The sequence below is a fragment of the Flavobacterium inviolabile genome, assembly GCF_013389455.1.
In the GTDB taxonomy this organism is placed as follows: Bacteria; Bacteroidota; Bacteroidia; order Flavobacteriales; family Flavobacteriaceae; genus Flavobacterium; species Flavobacterium inviolabile.
This window is the reverse complement of the sequence record NZ_CP058278.1, coordinates 2,305,503-2,323,686: the sequence shown is the minus strand read 5'-3', so window position 1 is coordinate 2,323,686 and position 18,184 is coordinate 2,305,503. Positions and strand designations below refer to the sequence as shown.

Sequence of the window (18,184 nt, the reverse complement as noted above, 5' to 3'; positions counted from 1 at the left end):
CATGAAGATCATAGCCATACGAATCAAGAATTTAGCCTCTCTGGAAGGTACTACCGAAATCAACTTTACAGCAGAACCGCTCGCAACAGCTGGGATTTTTGCGATAACCGGAGCCACCGGAGCCGGTAAGTCGACCATACTGGATGCACTTTGTCTTTCCTTATACGGAAAAACACCCCGCTACCTGCAGGCAAGAGAAACCGGAGTCGAAATTCACGATGTACAGGGAAGTACCATCAGCCAGGGTGATGTGCGCGGTATTCTGAGAGACGGTACAGCCGATGGTTTTGCCGAAGTTGATTTTGCAGGTGTTGACGGTAATTATTACCGCGCCACATGGAGCGTTCGCAGAGCCCGGAATCAGGCCGACGGCAATATACAATCCGATGCCATTACGTTAAAAAACATTACGCTGCAAACCGATATTCCCGGAAAAAAAGCAGAAACCTATAAGGAAATAGAACGCCTGGTCGGACTGAACTTTGAGCAGTTTACCCGTTCCGTCCTATTAGCCCAGGGCGATTTTACCGCTTTTTTAAAAGCCAATAAGGATGAAAAATCCTCTTTACTGGAAAAACTGACCGGTACTCATATCTATTCTGAAATTTCAAGAATGGTATATGAAAAATGCAAACAGGAAGAAGTATTGCTGCGCGAGCTGAACCTGCAAAAAGAAGGTATTGCAACCTTTACGGAAGCAGAGCTCGCAACACTTCTTGAAGAACAGGCAGCATTACATTCCCGGATTAAAATTCTGGAAAAACAGGCCGAAACAGTACATGCCGAAATCAGCTGGCACCAGCAGTTAATAGAACTAAGTTCCCATCAGGCACTGGCAGATAGCGCTTTAATTGAAGCTGTTACAGCCCAAAAAAGTGCGGCCAACCGCGAACAAAAGCTACAGCAGGCAGAACAGGTACAGCAAACCAGAACCTGGGCAGATGCCTTGCAGCATGCCGAACAGCAGCAAAAACAAAAAACAGCCGAACTGGAAGCTTTAGCGCAAAAAATCACCGTGCTGGAAGCGCAAAAAACAGCTGTACATAAATCGGTTGCGGAGGCTGAAAAAAACCTGGCCGAAAAAAATAAGATCAGTACCGAAGTACTGCCACTATTGGAAGAAGCTAAAAAGCAAGATACCCTGCTGGCAGAAAAAAAGGAACAATTGGCTAAAGCCAAAGAAGAAGCTGAAAATACGGCTGAAAAAAGCAAGCAGCAACAGCTTAAAATAGCTGCCAAAAAAGCCGTCCTGACAGCACTTTCCACAGAAACGGAGCATATTGAAAACTGGAAAACAGAGCACAGCAGCCGAAAACCGATAGCCGAAAACAGCGCCATTATTGTTTCCAAACTACAGGAAACCCAAAAGTTGTATACGCTGTTGCAGACTGTTGCCCATGATCTTGAAACAGTACAGGAAAAAATCCGGGAGAAAGATGCCGAAAGAACTACGCTGAGTACTGATAACATCACGCAGCAAACCACTCTGGAAACCCTTCAGGAAACCTATAACAACAAGAAAAAGCAACTGTTGCTGCTACCTATAGAAAATATCGGACTGGAGAAAGACGATACGGATGCCGCTTTGGAAAATACCATTAAAGCGGAAGCACACTGGAAACTGTTCTATAGCACCCGGCTTGATTTTGATGCTTTACTTTTAAAACAAACTGCCGACGAGCAGGAATATCAAATAAAAGGAGCCGCCCTGCAACAACACAACCAGCGTGTTATCCATGAAGCGGCAAAAAAAGAGGCTTCTGCACAATTATTGCAGAAAGCGCGTCTGGCAGCCACAGAAAATGTGGAAACGCTCCGCGCCGGTCTTGTTCCTCACGAACCATGCCCCGTATGCGGTAGTGAAGAGCATCCTTATGCCGCACACGAACCGAAACTGGATCATGTACTGGCCACACTGGAACAGGCACACCGGGAAACGGAACAGCAATATCTTTCCTCTTTACAGGAACAAAGCAGTCTGCAGCAAACCTGTGAAAACCTGCAAAAGAGTATTACCGCTCTTGCAGCAACCATTAACAGTAAAAAGGGAATATTAGAAGCTTTACAACAAGATTGGGAAAACTTTGCCATTGCAGACGAATGCAGCAATATCCCTGACGAGCAGAAAACAGTATGGATAGCCGAAAAACGATCTGTCTTAAAAGAAAAACAGGCACAATTGCAAGCGCAGTTACTGGCACATGCCGCTGAAAAACAGCAATTGGAAAGCCAGAAAGTCCGAATTGATGTACTGGAAAAAGATTGTAACGAAGCTACCAACCGTATAAAAGATCTGGAACGGGAACTCGGGTCCCATACCGAACAGCAGGAACGCCTTGTACAGGAACACACTCAAACAACAGCTTCCATACTGGATGCAGAAGCCTTTTTGAGTCATTATATCACCGACCAGGGCTGGGTGGATAAATGGAAAAATGCTCCGGAATCTTTCCTGGAAAAAATGGAACATTTTACAAAGAAATGGAAAACACAAACCGAAAAACTGGAATACAACCTCAATCAGTATGGTATTCTTTCGGCAACAGTTACCGAATTAGAAAAACAGTTTGCCGGACTTACTGCTGACGCTCAGAAAAAAGCCGGAGTATTAATTGCTTCCGAAAGCGCTTATCAGGTCTTATATAAAGAACGGATGTCACTTTTTGAAGGTCAACCGGTAAAAACGATTGAAGCACAGTTACAGGAATCTGTAGCTTCAGCCAAGGAAGCACTGGAACGTGATCAGTTACAGCAGCAACAATTGCATATTGACAGTACCAAAGTGGTCACCCAACAGGAACAGCTGCTCAAAGAGCGGAGCGCTTTTGAAAGTACAGCTCACAAGGCCTCTCAACAACTCGAACAATGGCTGATAACTTATAACGAACAGCATGCCGTACCATTGCGTCCGGATGAGCTTAAAGAATTGCTTACCCTTACTCCCGACTGGATGCAGGCAGAACGAAAAATACTCCAGGCTATTGCGGAGGAAGTTACCCGGACACAGTCGGTATTAGCTGAAAGAACACAGCTGCTGGAAGCACACCAACAAAAGAAATTATCCGACAGGACATTACCTGAGCTCAACGAGCTATACCGTGTGGCACAATCGGATCTGGAAAAAAACAAGCAGTCCCATAGTGAAATCGGTTTCAGACTACAACAGGATGAAGCCAACAAAAACAAAATCGGTGATCTTTTAGACCGCATTAACCAACAGGCAGCTGTTACCGAAAACTGGAGTAAGCTGAATGAGATTATCGGTTCGTATGACGGTAAGAAATTCCGTCAGATTGCACAGGAATATACGCTTGATGTTTTATTGGGTTATGCCAATATTCATCTGGAAGTACTGACCAACCGTTACAAAATTGAGCGCATTCCGAATTCGCTTGGCTTACAGGTAATCGACCAGGATATGGGTGATGAAGTGCGTACTGTTTTCTCTCTTTCCGGAGGAGAATCCTTTCTGGTTTCGCTGGCACTGGCTTTAGGACTGGCTTCCCTATCTTCAAGCCGTATGAAAGTAGAATCCCTTTTTATTGATGAAGGTTTCGGTTCCCTGGATCCGAACACACTGAATATCGCCATGGATGCTTTGGAACGACTACACAATCAGGGCCGGAAAGTGGGTGTGATATCACACGTACAGGAAATGACGGAACGTATCCCAACGCAGATTAAAGTGAGTAAAATGGCCAGTGGAAAAAGTAAGGTGGAGATAGTGCAATACGCTTGACGAAGGACGAGGTATGAAGTTTGAGGTACGAGGTGTGAAATACGAGGTATAAAGTAAAAGGGTTGAAATACGAAGTACGAGATGTGAAGAATGAAGAATGTGATATATCAAACTTCATATATCTCCCCTTATATATCGTATATCATAAATCATACCTCCAGGTCTGCCTTTTGTCCTTTGCCTCTTGCTTTTTGCCCCTTGCCCCTTGCCCCTTGCCCTTCACCTTTTACACTTATCTTCAATACTGCCTTTCTCTTTTATACAGCATTTCTTTTAGCAGGTTTTCGTGTATTTCGTTGATAATTTCTTTTTTCAACTGCATCAGCAATTGTTCATTGGCAGACTGTCTGTTAAATCCAGCTTCTGCAATTGTTTTTCCCTGTTTTTTGAATATTGTTATCGGCATTTTTTGATGACCTTTAAGGTTTTTAACTGTAAATCCGTGTGATCCGAAAAATGTTTATTTGCAGTACTGATTGTGTTGTACATTTCGGCAGCAAAACATGTTCCTTATCCTGAACTTATACTTTAATTTCGGTTACCATATCTCAGGGCTAAATTACTGTATCCTTTTTTCCGGATACCGCGTAGAAATACCCCTTTTTAGGGTGTTTCCCGGACAAAATCCTTCCTAAATCACACTAAAACAACACTTTAAATAATCGCATTTTACGATATTTATGTATCTTTATATAAATATAATGCGATGAACGAACTGCTCCATACCCTATCAGACACGATCAGCTATATCAGTATTGCGATTATTTGCTATGGTGCCGCTATTGGACTGCTTAAATTTATTGTCAATGAAGCGGATCGTTTTAAACATACTTTTTTACTTGCCAGAACCATTGAAATTAAAATAGAAGTCGGTTACTATTTATTACTGGGACTGGAATTCCTGATTGCTTCCGACATTATTGATACCATACTCAATCCTACTTTTGAAGATTTAGGCATACTGGCCGGGACTGTGATCATCCGAACCGGATTGTCCTATTTTCTGAACAAGGAAATTGAAAATATCGCACAGAAAAAGTCTGCTGAAGACACCAATACATTACCCTAATTATTAATCATTTAACAACTATTATCATGAAAAAGACCACCATTTTTACAGGGTTGTTAACCCTTGGATTATTGATTACCGCTCCTTTAACCGTTCATGCACAGGAAAAAAAGGAAAAAGAATCTGTAGGTGATAAAATTGAAAAAACTGCCAAAGCCGTTGGTAACAAAACTGCCGAAGTGGCCGTAAAAGGTACTTCCAAGATTACCGATAAGGTCTGGAAAGGCAAAATGGCACCAGACGGAACCGATGTTTACATCAACAATAAAAACCGTAAGTATTATGTGAACAAACAGGGAAAGAAAGTGTATCTTAAAGCTTCCGAGATAAAAGACAGACCGGAGAAAAAAGATTAACCCGGTAAATATCCGGTTAAAATTTTCCGGCAGGGATAAATAATCGCATAAAAAAACACCTGGCCGTTTAAAATGCTGTCAGGTGTTTTTGATGTTATACAGTACGTTTAGGACATTAAAGGCTGGTATTTTTTCCAGTTATCCAGAATGATCCAAAGGTTAATAGCAAAAAGTACCAGTGCCATTTCAATTCCCGATGGTTCCATCAGGATGTTGTGCAGTACGATTCCAACCATAACCGGTAAAATGACTATGGCGCCCAATGCTCTGTATTTTGGGATAATAAACAGGATTCCACCTATAATTTCAATAATCCCTGCCAAAGGCAGCAGCCAGACTATTTTCATAAAAGCTTCCATGACCTTGAGCTGCTCTTCGCTCATATCGGGCATGGGCATATAATTAAAAAATTTGTTCAGTCCGGCATTGATGAACATCAGTCCGAAAAGAAGACAGACAATAAATTTAACAATCTTCATTATGTAGGGTTTTTGGGGTTACGGTTTTAGGGCACTTCGGTAAACTTGTCCAAATGTTTTTTTAAGGAGGTATTCAATATCGCTTCCCACCCCATCCTATAGTTTTCCACACTAAAATCGGGACCGGCATCGGCAAAGTTCTGTAAATCGGTATGGGTTAAAGTGAGCAGTGTTTTGCTGTCATTTAAGGGCAGTAACTCCCATTTTAGCTGGGAAATTCCTTTACTGTGGCCGGGACGCTCCCAGGTGTGTTCCAGCAGTTTGTATGGAATAATGTTTAAAAAACGGCATCGATGCAGGTATTTTTTACTTTTTTCACTTTCATAAAAAGTAAACGTATGTCCTACTTCCGGCAAGAAATCCTGAACGGGAAAGTACCATTCTTTTAATTGTTCTTCCTGTGTGAGGGCGTTCCAAAGTTCTTCTACGGTACATTGAAACGTCTGGGATACGGTTACAAAATCCATATTAAAGTATTAGCAGTACTATTTTTACGGTTACTTAAGACCTGTTTGCTTCAGGTCCGGATTTGCTTTTTACAAAAAAAGCGACAATCAGCGAAGTGACTGTTCCCATCATGATTGCGCCTATAGTACTCTGAATCATATAATTCTCCAGGTTAAAATAGGCTTCAGCTTCCGCTCTTGTTTTATGATATCCGGTTTTAAGCGAATATTCAATAACGTTCGGGAAATATTCCGGGGTAATAATAGTCGAGATTATCCATTGGGTAAGCGGACTAAAAATGGTTACTATCAGCGTGATAATCATACCGGACAGGAGTCCCTGCCTGAAATTCATCACACCGTTGTAATAATTTTTCTTTTTGTCTTTAAGCGCCAGGACGTAAATCCAGATGGCGGGTATCATAAACAACATGGTCAGATACTGATGCTTATCAATGTGTGTACTGTGAAGTCCGCATAATTTTTCGAGTACCATCCACAATAAGGAAACGATAAGGAATACAACCGCCCATTTAATTTCTATCCTGATCCTGTTCATCTTTACTACTTTTAAGTATTTATAAATTTTTCATGTTTTCACAATACCAAGCATTAAAAAATAAATATTCTTTATTTTTTTAGCTAAATTAATAAAAATAAAAACACAAAAACCATCATCCGCATAACGAAAACATATTGTTTTGTTGTATTTTTCGACTTAGCAGAATAGTCACCACCGGAAGGCAGCTGTTGTTTTATTTTATCCTATCTGATTGTCTATAAGCCAATGCCAAAAAAGGTACCGTAACTTTCAGGTTAAACCATCTACCGGCAGCAGTATTCTGTTAGCAAAATAGCTGCGAAGGCATCACGTTTTAAATTTCACATGTTTTTGTTATAAAAAAAAACTAATAATCAATAAATTAACTTATTAACAAAATAATAAATACATAAAAACAAGAATTACAAAATAAAAAATATTTTTAATTCTGGATTTTTATTAAATTTAAGTGCCAAAAATTTATTATAAATAAATAGACCTATGGAACTTAAAATCACTAAAGTTGAAGGTGGGGGCACATTGGATGAAAAAATTGTTTTAGACGTTATTTCCGATTGCGATCTGGCAGATTATATTCTTGCCGATACTGCTTATGACGAAAACAACGGCATGCGCTGCAAGCTAAGACACAAACACTGGTTTAAACATTTAAAAGTGAAGGCCGGTGACATTGTAGAGCTGTATACTAAAGCGGGAAGGGATTCCAGATCGACATTAAAAGAAAGAAAAAGCACTAAGCACCTGCTCCATTGGGGACTGAAAAGCAGTCTGTGGAACAGCAACGGTGAAGGATCGGTACTGTTTAAAATTTGTTAGCAGCCCGATTTCTTTAACGATGCCACACTGGTGTCGTTCCAACAAAGCCCTGGTATCCCCCCTATCAGGGTTTTTACATTATATTACTTTCGTTGACGACGATTATCACAATACATCAAAACCATTTTACGGGTTGTAAAATGGTTTTGATGTATTGTGGTCCGTACTTTTTATACCGCTTCAAATTCTTTCGGGTACTGCACGGTTCCGCTTTTATTTTGCAAAGCCTGGTCTTCCAGTTCAATGCCCATAAAAACGGCTGCCGGAACATCAAAAGGTGCTTTTATTTGCCATTTTTCTGTAGGCTCAAAACCAAATTTCGGATAGTAGTGTTCGTGTCCCAATACAATAACCGAAGTGAATCCTGATGCTTTTGCTTTTTGAAGTCCTGCCTGTATGAGCAGTCCTCCGATACCCTGCTTTTGAAATTCAGGGCTTACCGCCATGGGTGCCAGTGCCAGACTTTCAAATTCCTTACCATCGGCAGCTATAATTTTAATCATGGTAAACAATATATGCCCTACAACCGTATTACCGGATACGGCAACTAAAGAAAGTTCCGGGATAAAGACCTCGCTATTGCGGCGCAGCGCATCAACCAGCTTTGCTTCTCCATCCTGTGGGAAAGCGGCAACGTTGAGCTTGAATACTGCAGCAATGTCTTCTGGTTTTTCCTGCCTGATGCTTATTTCCATTTGTTTAATTTTTAATCGTGTTCATTAAGTGCTGGAATGCTTCAATAAAAAGCCCGATATGGTAACCATCCATCAAACCGTGATGTGCGTGAATGGAAACCGGCATTGTTTTAACGCCATTTTCTTCCGTCCATTTTCCAAAAGAAATTTTCGGACTGCTGTCCGGAAACGTAAAACTTCTGGCATGTGACAATGCTGTAAAATCCAGCCAGGGTGCTGCCGAACAGTGAATAACATTTTCACCGGAAACGGCCGGTACCAATCCGGTACTGTTTCGTACTGCATCCATTTCTTCTGACGCTTTTTCCTGAAATACTTTTTCATCCTCGTGATAATCCATATAGGAAAATCCGAAGGTTCCATCCGGACGGTTAATTGTTGCCGATGCAGTAACCGTATCAAACAGTACTACTTTTTTATCGACAATACGGTAACGGAATTCTTCAATACTGTTGGCTGCTTTTAAAGCACGATAAAGATACAATAAGAAAAACGACTGTTCCTGCTCTTTAGCAAAATCATAAGCCTGTGTACAATCGATCTTTAAGGTTACCCCAAAAAATGGTTCTTCAAATTGTGAGAAAAAAGCATAATGATCTTTGCGTTTCCAGTCTGATAAGTTTATTTCTTTCATATATGTGTTTTTTGTGAATTTATGGGTATGGGATTTATTTTTGTTTATTTGATAACTGCCCTTTCAATACTTTGCCTTTTATCTATATTGAAATAGCATACATTATAATTTGTAATTCTTTTTTGCCTCTTGCCCCTTGCTAATTACCTCTTGCCCTTTGCCCTTTGCTAATTACCTTTTATCAATCACTCTTTCTTCTTATTTTTGTATTTTTAAAGTGCAAAATTCGCGCATACCCACACCTTAAAAAAAGGACATTTGTCCCGGCACTAAAAATATGTTACGAACCAACCTTTCATTTTTATCTTTTACAGAAGCCCTCTATGAAAAGCATCCGCATTCGGAAGACATAGTACTAACTACCTTTTCAAAAGGAGAACTCCTGTTACATCAGGACGGAAAAGCATCGAAAGTTTTTATACTGAAAGAAGGTATTATCAAGTGTTTTTTCCGGGAAGAAAACGGTAAGGACTATATCCTGGAATTTATGAGTGAAGGGGAAATTGTTGGCGAAATTGAAGTGATCAAAAATAGCAACTGTCTTTGTAATGTAGAGGCCATTACGGCTGTAAAAGCCTATGCTATACCGGTGGCTCTTTTTAGAAATTTACTGAAACAGGATGCCAATTTTAACCGGCTAATACTGGAAGAATTAGCCGAACGGATCATCAATACCAGCAGCAGGGCTTCCTCACAACAATTGTATACAATAGAATACGGATTGCGGAAAATACTGGAACTGCAAGCCAAACAGGACATTATTATTTCAAAAGAAGATATGGCAGCCTACCTGGGCATTACCACGCGGAGTTTAAACCGTGCCTTAAAAGAACTTTAAATGTGTTTTATAAAACGAACACTACTATATAAGGTAGAAGTTACACAGTAGGAATCACAACAAAATACAATCGCCGGGTTTTGGCAATCCGGTATCGCAAATACTTTAATATTCACCCTATAAACAAAAATCCCGGAGCTGTGATTCAGATCCGGGATAAAGCGGTGCAAATGCCTGCCAAGCGATTATTTCACGTGACAGTCTGTTTCTTGTTTTACTTTTTTCAGTAAGACCTGAGCGGAATTTTCCGTTACTTCCTGGCAATAGAGTTTTGCAGATCCCATTCCGGTGGTTGTCGTTACCAATTCGACATAATTGGTTTTGCCTTCAACTACCGTGATCGTTAACGGATCCATTTTACCGGCGGGCAGTCCGCCGCTACGTGTGGTAAGCTGATGCTCCCCTACCGGAACGTCATGGGACGAAAACCGGTTATTCTTTAATTTACAGGTCAGCTTACCGTCAATATATACTTTGTCGTTCACTAAAGCGCCTTGTTCTCCGGTATAGCGGATAAAGACAACTTTCCCTGTTTTTTCCTGTGAAAAGGCACTAAATGACCCCACCACCAATAGCATAACAAATAAAAGCAGTTGTGTTTTTTTCATAAATCATGTTATTTAATCAGAAACTAAATATACTACATTATTCATTATCAAATATTTAAAAATACCGGCATTTCGTCATTTTTTACACTATTTCAAATCGTTTCGGTATTTATATGACAATTCTTTCAGGAGTATTTTCAGAATCCGTTACCAATACTTCTCAATTTGCAGTATCGAATTCTTAACATCCCAAAAACCATGTTAAGAATTACACAATCGACGGCAGCGCCTTTAAAACTTATTTACTTTTTGCTTGTCGTTCCATTTCAAACATTCGCAATTAACAAATATTTTAAATCGGTAACATTCTGTTTAATAAAGAATAACCTATAGCTTACTATAACACAATCTTGGAATCCGGAATTTTTAACACCGACCTTTTAAGTTTGTATAGCATTGATTATCAATGTTAGAACCAAAAAACTTTTAATTATGAAAAAACAATTACACAGGACATTCAGTAATGCATGTCTGCTTTTGACGACCTTACTGGTCGGCTCAGCGATGTGGGGTCAGGTTACGTTACCGGGCACTTCCCCTTATTCGGAAAATTTCAACACCACACCGGGTGCTTCCGGAACGGCTTATCCTACAGGATGGTCTTCCTATAACGGTACTGCTGTGGACAATGCGATGATTGTGGGTAATGCTGCTTCTACATCGGGTGCCAATTATAATTATGCATCAAAAATCGGGATCTTAGGATCCGGTAGTGCTTTTTCACCGGGTTCCATAGTATTGCGATTAACCAATACAGCCAGTAAAACGGGTTTAAAGATTTCGTATGACGTTATCAAAATAAGAGAACAGGCAAGAAGTAATTCTTTCAATCTTGAAATCAGTACGACCTCTGCAACCAGCGGTTTTACAGCTGTTAGCGGTGGTGCTTATGCTTCAGGAAACCTTGCAGAAGGTACAACTACTGCTTATACGAATATTAACCTTTCCGCTATTGACAATACCAGCGGTAACGTATGGATCCGTTGGAGCTACGACGAAATCAGCGGAACCGGCAGTCGTGACGGTATCGCATTGGATAACGTTGTGCTTTCCTGGGGAGCAGATGCGCCTATGGTAACTACTGTAGCGGCTAATGCTATTACGGCTTCATCGGCTACTTTAAACGGAACAATCAATGCAAACAACCAGACTGTTTCTGCCCTATTCAACTGGGGTGCTACTACTGCCTACGGAAACAGTATTGCGGCAACACCGGCTACAGTAAGCGGAACTTCTGTTACGGCTGTTAGTGCTGTGGTAAATTCGCTAGCACCAAATACTTTATACAACTTCAGAGCTGCCGGAACTGCTGCTACAACAACAAACGGAAACAATTCCAGTTTTTATACATTAGCAAATGTACCGGGATTACTGACTGTTGGCAATCCTGCTATCACTACTTTAGATATTACGATTACTGCCACTACACAAAACAGCAATCCTGCTGCCACTACCTATGCTATCCGTGAGGCTTCCGGAAGTTATATACAGGCAAACGGTACTTTAGGCGTAAACGCTGTATGGCAGACAGCTGCACAGTGGGGAACTGTAACCGTAACCGGTCTTACAGACAATACCGCATATACATTTATCACTAAAGCGAGAAACGCGGCTACTCCGGCTGTAGAAACAGCTTTTAGCGATGCTGTTTCCGGAACAACATTAGTAAATACATTACCAACGTTGGCTGTTGGTACCCTACGTCCGTTCGGATCCGTTTGTGTGCTTCAGTCCTCTGATGTACAATCATTTTCTGTGAGCGGAATCAACCTTACTACGGATGCTGTTGTAGTAGGTCCTTTGGCAGGTTATACTTTTTCTGAAACGGCTACCGGAACCTTTACACCGTCTTTATCACTTTCCCAGGCCGGAGGTACTTTTAACGCTACCGTATACGTTCGTTTTGAACCAACTGCTGCTATTGCCTATAGTGGAAACATTACCGTAATTGGTGGTGGTGCTTCAGCCCTTACTGTTGCCGCTTCCGGAACAGGGATCAATACCTTATCATCGGTTACTACTGTTGAAGCCGGTGCTTTAACACCATCAACTGCAAAAGTTACTGCGGAAGTTAGCGCCGAAGGATGTGCTGCCGTAACCGAAAGAGGAATTGTTTACAGTACTACTGCCAATCCGGTAATCGGAGGAACAAATGTTGTTAAAGTAAGCAATGCCGGAGCAGGAATTGGTAATTATACAACTACTTTATCCGGTTTGATCGGAGGAACACTTTATTATACTAAAGCATATAGTATTACAGCTGCCGGCGTGAGCTATGGTACTGTTTTAACGTTTACAACACTTCCTGTTATGGCTCCTGTAGCTACTGCTGCTACAGCAATTACACACAATAGCTTTACTGCTAACTGGGATGCTTCTGAAGGCGCTGTGGATTACCGTGTGGATGTAAGCCAGTCGCCTACATTCGGAACCTCATCAGCGGCTACCGATCTATTTTTCTCGGAATATGTAGAAGGTACTGCTTCCAATAAATATGTTGAAATTTACAATGGTACAGGTGCTGCTGTTAATCTATCCGATTACAGAGTACGTTTATATTCTAACGGTAGCACATCGGCTTCCGGCTCTGCAAATGATGTACAGTTATCCGGTACTTTAGCCAATGGTGCTACTATCGTATTGAAAAATGCTGCGGCTACTATTTATACCGGAACAGCTACTGTAGTGGCTTCTGTTAACTTTAACGGTAATGATGCCGTTGCTTTATATAAAATATCGGCTGCTTCAAACGTGGATATCATCGGAAGAATCGGTGAAAATCCGGGTACTGCCTGGACAACTGCTGCCAGTTCTACAGTTGACAAAACATTAGTACGTAAACCGGCTGTTGCCAGCGGTGTTACGGTAAATCCAGTTGCCGGTTTCCCTACATTGGAAACAGAATGGACTGTATTAAACACTAACGATGTGAGCGATTTAGGTTCGCATACTTTCGCCGGGTTAACACCTTCTTTTGTTGCCGGTTATGAAAATGTAACCGTTAACGGTACTTCTTTAGACGTTACTGGTCTTGTACCGGTTACGACTTACTATTACAGAGTCAGAGCCGTTGCCGGAAACACCAGCGACAACTCGAACACTATCGAAGTAGCGACTATTGTTAATACACAACCAACGCTTACGGTTACTGAATTAGCGCCTTTCGGCGATGTGTGCGCCAATGCTTTAAGCAGCATAAACACGATTACCATATCCGGTATCAACCTTACTACCGATGCTATCGTTGTAGGTCCTACAGATGGTTTTACCTATGCTACCTCGGCTACCGGTCCTTTTACCGCTTCTGTTAGCCTTACTCAGGCAGGTGGTACTTTTACACAGGATGTTTTTGTACGTTTTGAGCCTACAGACGCCCTTACTTATAACGGTGATGTAACCATCATTGGCGGTGGTACCGAAACATTTACATTAGCTTCCGGAAACGGAGTGAGCACTGTCGCAACGGTTAACACTACTGCTGCCGAAGTATTAAGCGCTTCAACGGCTAAAGTTACTGCGGAAGTTACCGTACAGGGTTGTTCTACAGTAACCGAAAGAGGAATTGTTTACAGCCTTACTGCTGATCCGGAAATTGACGGAATCGGTGTTACAAAAGTTACCGATGCCGGAACAGGTGCCGGAACGTATGTGCTTTCTATTTCCGGTTTAATCGGAGAAACACTTTACTATACCAGAGCATACAGCGTTAACAACGGTGGTATCAGCTACGGTGCTGCTTTAACGTTCACAACCGATCCGGTTATTGCTCCGGTGGCAACTGCCGCTACAGCTATTACCAACGTGAGCTTTACAGCAAACTGGGATGCTTCGGAAGGAGCTGTGGATTACCGTGTGGATGTAAGCCAGTCGCCTACATTCGGAACGGCTGCTCCTGCTTCAGATTTATTCTTCTCAGAATATGTGGAAGGAACAGGCACTAACAAATATGTGGAAATCTATAATGGTACCGGTGCTGCTGTTGATTTATCAGACTACAGAGTACGTTTGTATTCTAACGGAAGTACTTCGGCTGCCGGTTCTGCAAATGACGTACAGTTATCCGGTACTTTAGCCAATGGTGCTACTATCGTATTGAGAAATGCTGCGGCTACTATTTATACCGGAACAGCTACTGTAGTGGCTTCTGTTAACTTTAACGGTAACGATGCGGTTGCTTTATACAAAATATCGACTGCTTCAAACGTAGACATCATCGGAAGAATCGGTGAAAATCCGGGTACTGCCTGGACGGCAACCGGAATTACTACCGTTGACAAAACATTGGTTAGAAAAGCGTCAGTAACGGGAGGTGTTACCGTAAATCCTACAGCCGGTTTCCCAACTTTGGCTACAGAATGGACCGTATTGGACACAAATGATGTGAGCAATTTAGGTTCACACACCTACTCCGGATTAACGGCTTCTTTTGTTCCGGGATACGAAAATGTAACCGTTAACGGTACAAATCTTAACGTTACCGGATTAACAGCCAATACCAACTATTACTACAGAGTAAGAGCCGTTGCCGGTAATACCAGCGACAACTCGAATACTATTGCGGTAACTACTGCTGCTTTCAGCGCTAAAACAGCTGTTAATAACGAATTGGTTAACAAGGTGAATGCTTTCAACCAAAATGGTGTTTTAAACCTGACGTCATCTAATGATGCTATTCAGTCGGTTGTAGTATATGATATGTCCGGAAAAGTTTTATATGCTTCCGACAAATTCAACTCACAGGAAGTAATAATCACAAACCTGAACAGTTCCAACCAGGTAATCATCGTTAAAATCATTACAGCTGCTAATGAAACAGTGACGAAAAAAATGGTATACTAATCCTTTCTTTACCCCTTTATTTACAATGCCTCTTCTCCGGAAGAGGCATTTTTTTTGCTTTTTTCTCTTTACATAAAGTTTAAACAGTTAACCTTTAGTTAGGAAAGTTATAACAGTTAGCTTACAGTAATACAACCTTAATCCTTTGACAACTTGTTATTTAAACCCAACCTTTGTAATCAATGACACTTATATAAATGAAAACTAACTAAAAAAATGATGATGAAATTTTTCCCTCAAAAATTTTTACGTGACTTTCTGCTCTTTATGGTATTGATGACCATCGGTACTTCGCAAGGGCAATCGATCTGGACCAACACTATTGACGGTACCAATCCTGCCACTGCCAATCCGTTTACCAGCGGAGACGTGAACGATTCTGATATTACCGTAAGCGGTATCGGAAGAGGTTCCGGTATTAGTGCCAATGCCGGCGCAGACCGGTATAATGCGACGGGTTTCACGACCTCTGCAAGTATAGATGCCAACGATTATTTTTCGTTTACCTTAACACCGGTGGGCAGTGCTAAAATCAACTTTAGCAGTTTTGCCTTTACAACACAGCGTTCCAACACCGGACCGGTATCGGGGATTGTAAAATCCAGCTTGGACAATTATTCGGCAACCATCGGGGCGGTTTTTACAATCGGAACAGCTGCCAATACATCAACGATTACGTTAACCGATGCGGCTTACCAGAATATTGCTTCGGCCATCACTTTCCGTGTATACTATTATAAAGCCAATGGCGGAACAGGGACTGCCAGTATCAATGATTTTGTTTTCAGCGGTACAGTATCCTCCGCCGTAATCAATACCCCTTCTCCAACATCTTTAGCCTTCGGAAATGTGACTACCAATACCAATTCCGTTTCCAAAAGTTTTACAGTAAGCGGTACCGGTATCAGCGGTAGTATAGCTGTAACTGTTCCTGCTCCTTACCAGGTGAGTAACAATAGTACAACCGGCTTTGCTTCAAGCTTTAATTTAGCTGCTGCCGGCGGAACGGTTTATGTGCGCTTCAGCCCGACAGTAACCGGATCGCAGTCCGCTACAGTGACTTTGAGTGCTGCCGGAGCGACAAATAAAACCATTGCATTAACCGGTACGGGAGTATTGCCGCCAAGTCTGACAACAACTACCCATTCATACGGTCCTTTTTGCAACGGAATTGCCAATACTTTAAGCGTTGCTTTTACAACTCAGGGCACATTTGACAATACTGATTTTCATGTACAAATTTCAGATGCCAATGGTATCTTTACCAATACACAAACTAACATTATCGGAACAGGAACTTTAAGTCCTGTAACCGCTTCTTTTCCAGCCGGTTTAGCACCGGGTAATTATAAGGTTCGTATGCTTCAGGTATCGAACAGCAGTGTCCTGACATTCAGTGCAAACGACAACGGCAGTGCAATTAATGTGTCCAGCAATACCTGGACAGGCACCACCAATAGTGACTGGAATACTGCAGCCAACTGGTCCTGCGGTGTTGTTCCTACCGGAGCAATGGCAGCCGTTATTGCCCAGGTAGCCAATCCGGCAATTGTTTCCGGGAATATAACAGCCAATGCAGCCGCACTTACCGTTAATACCGGAGCCACACTGGTTGTAACCGGCGGTAGCAACCTGAATCTTACCGATGCCTTAACCGTGGCTAACGGCGGTACCGTTACGTTCGAAAACAACAGTAACCTGATACAGCAAAACAATGTTGTAAACCAGGGTACCGTAAACATACACCGCAACAGTTCTTCATTATACAACCTGGATTATACGATCTGGTCCGCTCCTACTACCGGAACGCAGACATTAAAAGCATTCTCCCCGAATACGCTGGATGAGCGTTTCTATGTGTACAATACAGCTCAGAATGCCTATAGCAATTACACCAGTACTACCGGAATATTCGGCAGTAATCCGAATGCGGTTACATTTACAGCCGCAAAAGGCTATCTTATCCGCATGCCGGACGGACTTCCAGCCGGACAAACAACCACTTTTAACGGATTGTTTACCGGAACACCAAACAACGGGGCTGTTACCCTTCCTCTAAGCACTGGCGGAAACCGTTATAACGCTGTAGGAAACCCGTATCCGTCACCAATTAACATCTGGGATTTTATCGATGCCAATGCCGGAAACCTGGACAACGGTACGCTTTACTTCTGGAGAAAAACGAACAATCCTGCCGAAACTACTTATGCTACGATAACAAAACTGGCTTATAATGCCAATACCGCAGCGGGCGGAGATACCGGATCGGCTGTTTTTGCCGGCAATACTGCCCAGTGGACAATCAATACCGGACAGGGATTCTTTGTCAAAGCAGCACCGGCAGCTACCAGTCTTGTTTTTAACAATACGATGCGCCGGGCAGCAAACAACAACCAGTTCTTTAAAACTGCTGCGACTGCCTCTCCGGTTGAGCCGGAAATCTCCCGGTTTTCGTTAAACCTTTCGGACAATGCCAATGCTTTCGGCCAAACGGTTATCGGTTATACAAACGTTACGACCAATAATCTTGATTACGGCTGGGACGGATTGCTGTTAAACGATGGTGACCTTGCCATCTATACGAAAGCGGACAATACCAAATTAGCCATTCAGGCAAGAGCCGGATTCAGCGTACAGGATGTTGTTCCGGTAAGCTATAAGGCTGTCAATGGCGGAAACATAACATTGTCGTTAAACAATTTTGAAGGACTGTTCAGCAATCAGAATATTTACCTGAAAGATAAAACCCTAAATACAATCCACGATTTGAAGTCCGGCAGCTACGCGTTTACAACCGAAGCCGGAACTTTTGAAAACCGTTTTGAAATCGTTTATGAGAACAGCGTTTTAAGCACTCCCGATTTTGATGCAAACCAGGTGGTGGTGTACAAACAAAATCATGCTTTACACATCAATAGCGGTAACACGATATTGTCCGGTATTAAAATATTCGACATCAGCGGCCGACTGGTTTACGAGCAAAACAACGTAGATGCCACAGAAGCCGTTATCAGCAATCTTAACGTTAGTCAGCAGGTATTGATCGTACAGCTGGTTACAGCGGCAAATACTACCGTTAGCAAGAAAATAATTTATTAATTTT

14 protein-coding genes are annotated in these 18,184 nt (G+C 41.9%); 7 read left to right on the top strand and 7 right to left on the bottom strand.

Features of this window, described 5'->3' with window-relative positions; genetic code table 11:
- Position 1: 1 nt before the first annotated feature.
- Positions 2-3,739: an AAA family ATPase gene (locus tag HW120_RS10360; RefSeq protein ID WP_177733851.1), complete on the top strand. Its 3,738-nt coding sequence runs from the start codon at positions 2-4 to the stop codon at positions 3,737-3,739.
- A gap of 238 nt (positions 3,740-3,977) precedes the next feature.
- Here the strand turns inward: HW120_RS10360 and HW120_RS10355 are convergent, their stop codons facing one another.
- Positions 3,978-4,145: a hypothetical protein gene (locus tag HW120_RS10355; RefSeq protein ID WP_177733849.1), complete on the bottom strand. Its 168-nt coding sequence runs from the start codon at positions 4,143-4,145 to the stop codon at positions 3,978-3,980.
- A 300-nt stretch (positions 4,146-4,445) separates the two neighbouring features.
- Here HW120_RS10355 and HW120_RS10350 point away from each other — a divergent pair, with 300 nt between their 5' ends.
- Positions 4,446-4,808 (top strand): DUF1622 domain-containing protein, encoded by a 363-nt coding sequence (locus tag HW120_RS10350; RefSeq protein ID WP_177733847.1) that lies wholly within the window; start codon positions 4,446-4,448, stop codon positions 4,806-4,808.
- Between the two features lie 26 nt (positions 4,809-4,834).
- On the top strand, positions 4,835-5,164 hold the full coding sequence (locus tag HW120_RS10345; protein WP_177733845.1) for a hypothetical protein: 330 nt from the start codon (positions 4,835-4,837) through the stop codon (positions 5,162-5,164).
- Positions 5,165-5,271: 107 nt separating this feature from the next.
- Here the strand turns inward: HW120_RS10345 and HW120_RS10340 are convergent, their stop codons facing one another.
- Genes HW120_RS10340 through HW120_RS10330 form a run of 3 tightly spaced genes read right to left on the bottom strand, consistent with a single transcriptional unit; the run spans position 5,272 to position 6,648 of the window.
- Positions 5,272-5,643 (bottom strand): DoxX family membrane protein, encoded by a 372-nt coding sequence (locus HW120_RS10340; protein WP_177733843.1) that lies wholly within the window; start codon positions 5,641-5,643, stop codon positions 5,272-5,274.
- Positions 5,644-5,669: 26 nt separating this feature from the next.
- A complete protein-coding gene (locus HW120_RS10335) occupies positions 5,670-6,110 on the bottom strand; it encodes an SRPBCC family protein (protein WP_177733841.1) in 441 nt (146 codons plus the stop codon).
- A 34-nt stretch (positions 6,111-6,144) separates the two neighbouring features.
- Complete coding sequence (locus tag HW120_RS10330; protein ID WP_177733839.1) at positions 6,145-6,648, bottom strand: DUF4199 domain-containing protein; 504 nt, start codon at positions 6,646-6,648, stop codon at positions 6,145-6,147.
- A 483-nt stretch (positions 6,649-7,131) separates the two neighbouring features.
- Between HW120_RS10330 and HW120_RS10325 the strand changes: the two genes are divergently transcribed.
- Positions 7,132-7,467 carry a hypothetical protein gene (locus HW120_RS10325; RefSeq protein ID WP_177733837.1) on the top strand — a complete coding sequence of 112 codons (336 nt, stop codon included), beginning with the start codon at positions 7,132-7,134 and terminating at the stop codon, positions 7,465-7,467.
- A 170-nt stretch (positions 7,468-7,637) separates the two neighbouring features.
- On the opposite strand, the gene HW120_RS10320 is transcribed toward HW120_RS10325, so the two are convergent.
- Positions 7,638-8,162 (bottom strand): GNAT family N-acetyltransferase, encoded by a 525-nt coding sequence (locus HW120_RS10320; RefSeq protein ID WP_177733835.1) that lies wholly within the window; start codon positions 8,160-8,162, stop codon positions 7,638-7,640.
- A gap of 4 nt (positions 8,163-8,166) precedes the next feature.
- Positions 8,167-8,796: a chloramphenicol acetyltransferase gene (locus HW120_RS10315; protein ID WP_177733833.1), complete on the bottom strand. Its 630-nt coding sequence runs from the start codon at positions 8,794-8,796 to the stop codon at positions 8,167-8,169.
- A 277-nt stretch (positions 8,797-9,073) separates the two neighbouring features.
- On the opposite strand from HW120_RS10315, the gene HW120_RS10310 reads away from it, so the two are divergent.
- Complete coding sequence (locus HW120_RS10310; protein WP_177733831.1) at positions 9,074-9,634, top strand: Crp/Fnr family transcriptional regulator; 561 nt, start codon at positions 9,074-9,076, stop codon at positions 9,632-9,634.
- Between the two features lie 185 nt (positions 9,635-9,819).
- Here the strand turns inward: HW120_RS10310 and HW120_RS10305 are convergent, their stop codons facing one another.
- Positions 9,820-10,242 carry a hypothetical protein gene (locus tag HW120_RS10305; protein WP_177733828.1) on the bottom strand — a complete coding sequence of 141 codons (423 nt, stop codon included), beginning with the start codon at positions 10,240-10,242 and terminating at the stop codon, positions 9,820-9,822.
- 432 nt (positions 10,243-10,674) lie between these two features.
- Here HW120_RS10305 and HW120_RS10300 point away from each other — a divergent pair, with 432 nt between their 5' ends.
- Complete coding sequence (locus HW120_RS10300) at positions 10,675-15,081, top strand: beta strand repeat-containing protein (protein ID WP_177733826.1); 4,407 nt, start codon at positions 10,675-10,677, stop codon at positions 15,079-15,081.
- A gap of 216 nt (positions 15,082-15,297) precedes the next feature.
- Positions 15,298-18,180 (top strand): beta strand repeat-containing protein, encoded by a 2,883-nt coding sequence (locus tag HW120_RS10295; RefSeq protein ID WP_177733824.1) that lies wholly within the window; start codon positions 15,298-15,300, stop codon positions 18,178-18,180.
- Positions 18,181-18,184: the final 4 nt, after the last annotated feature.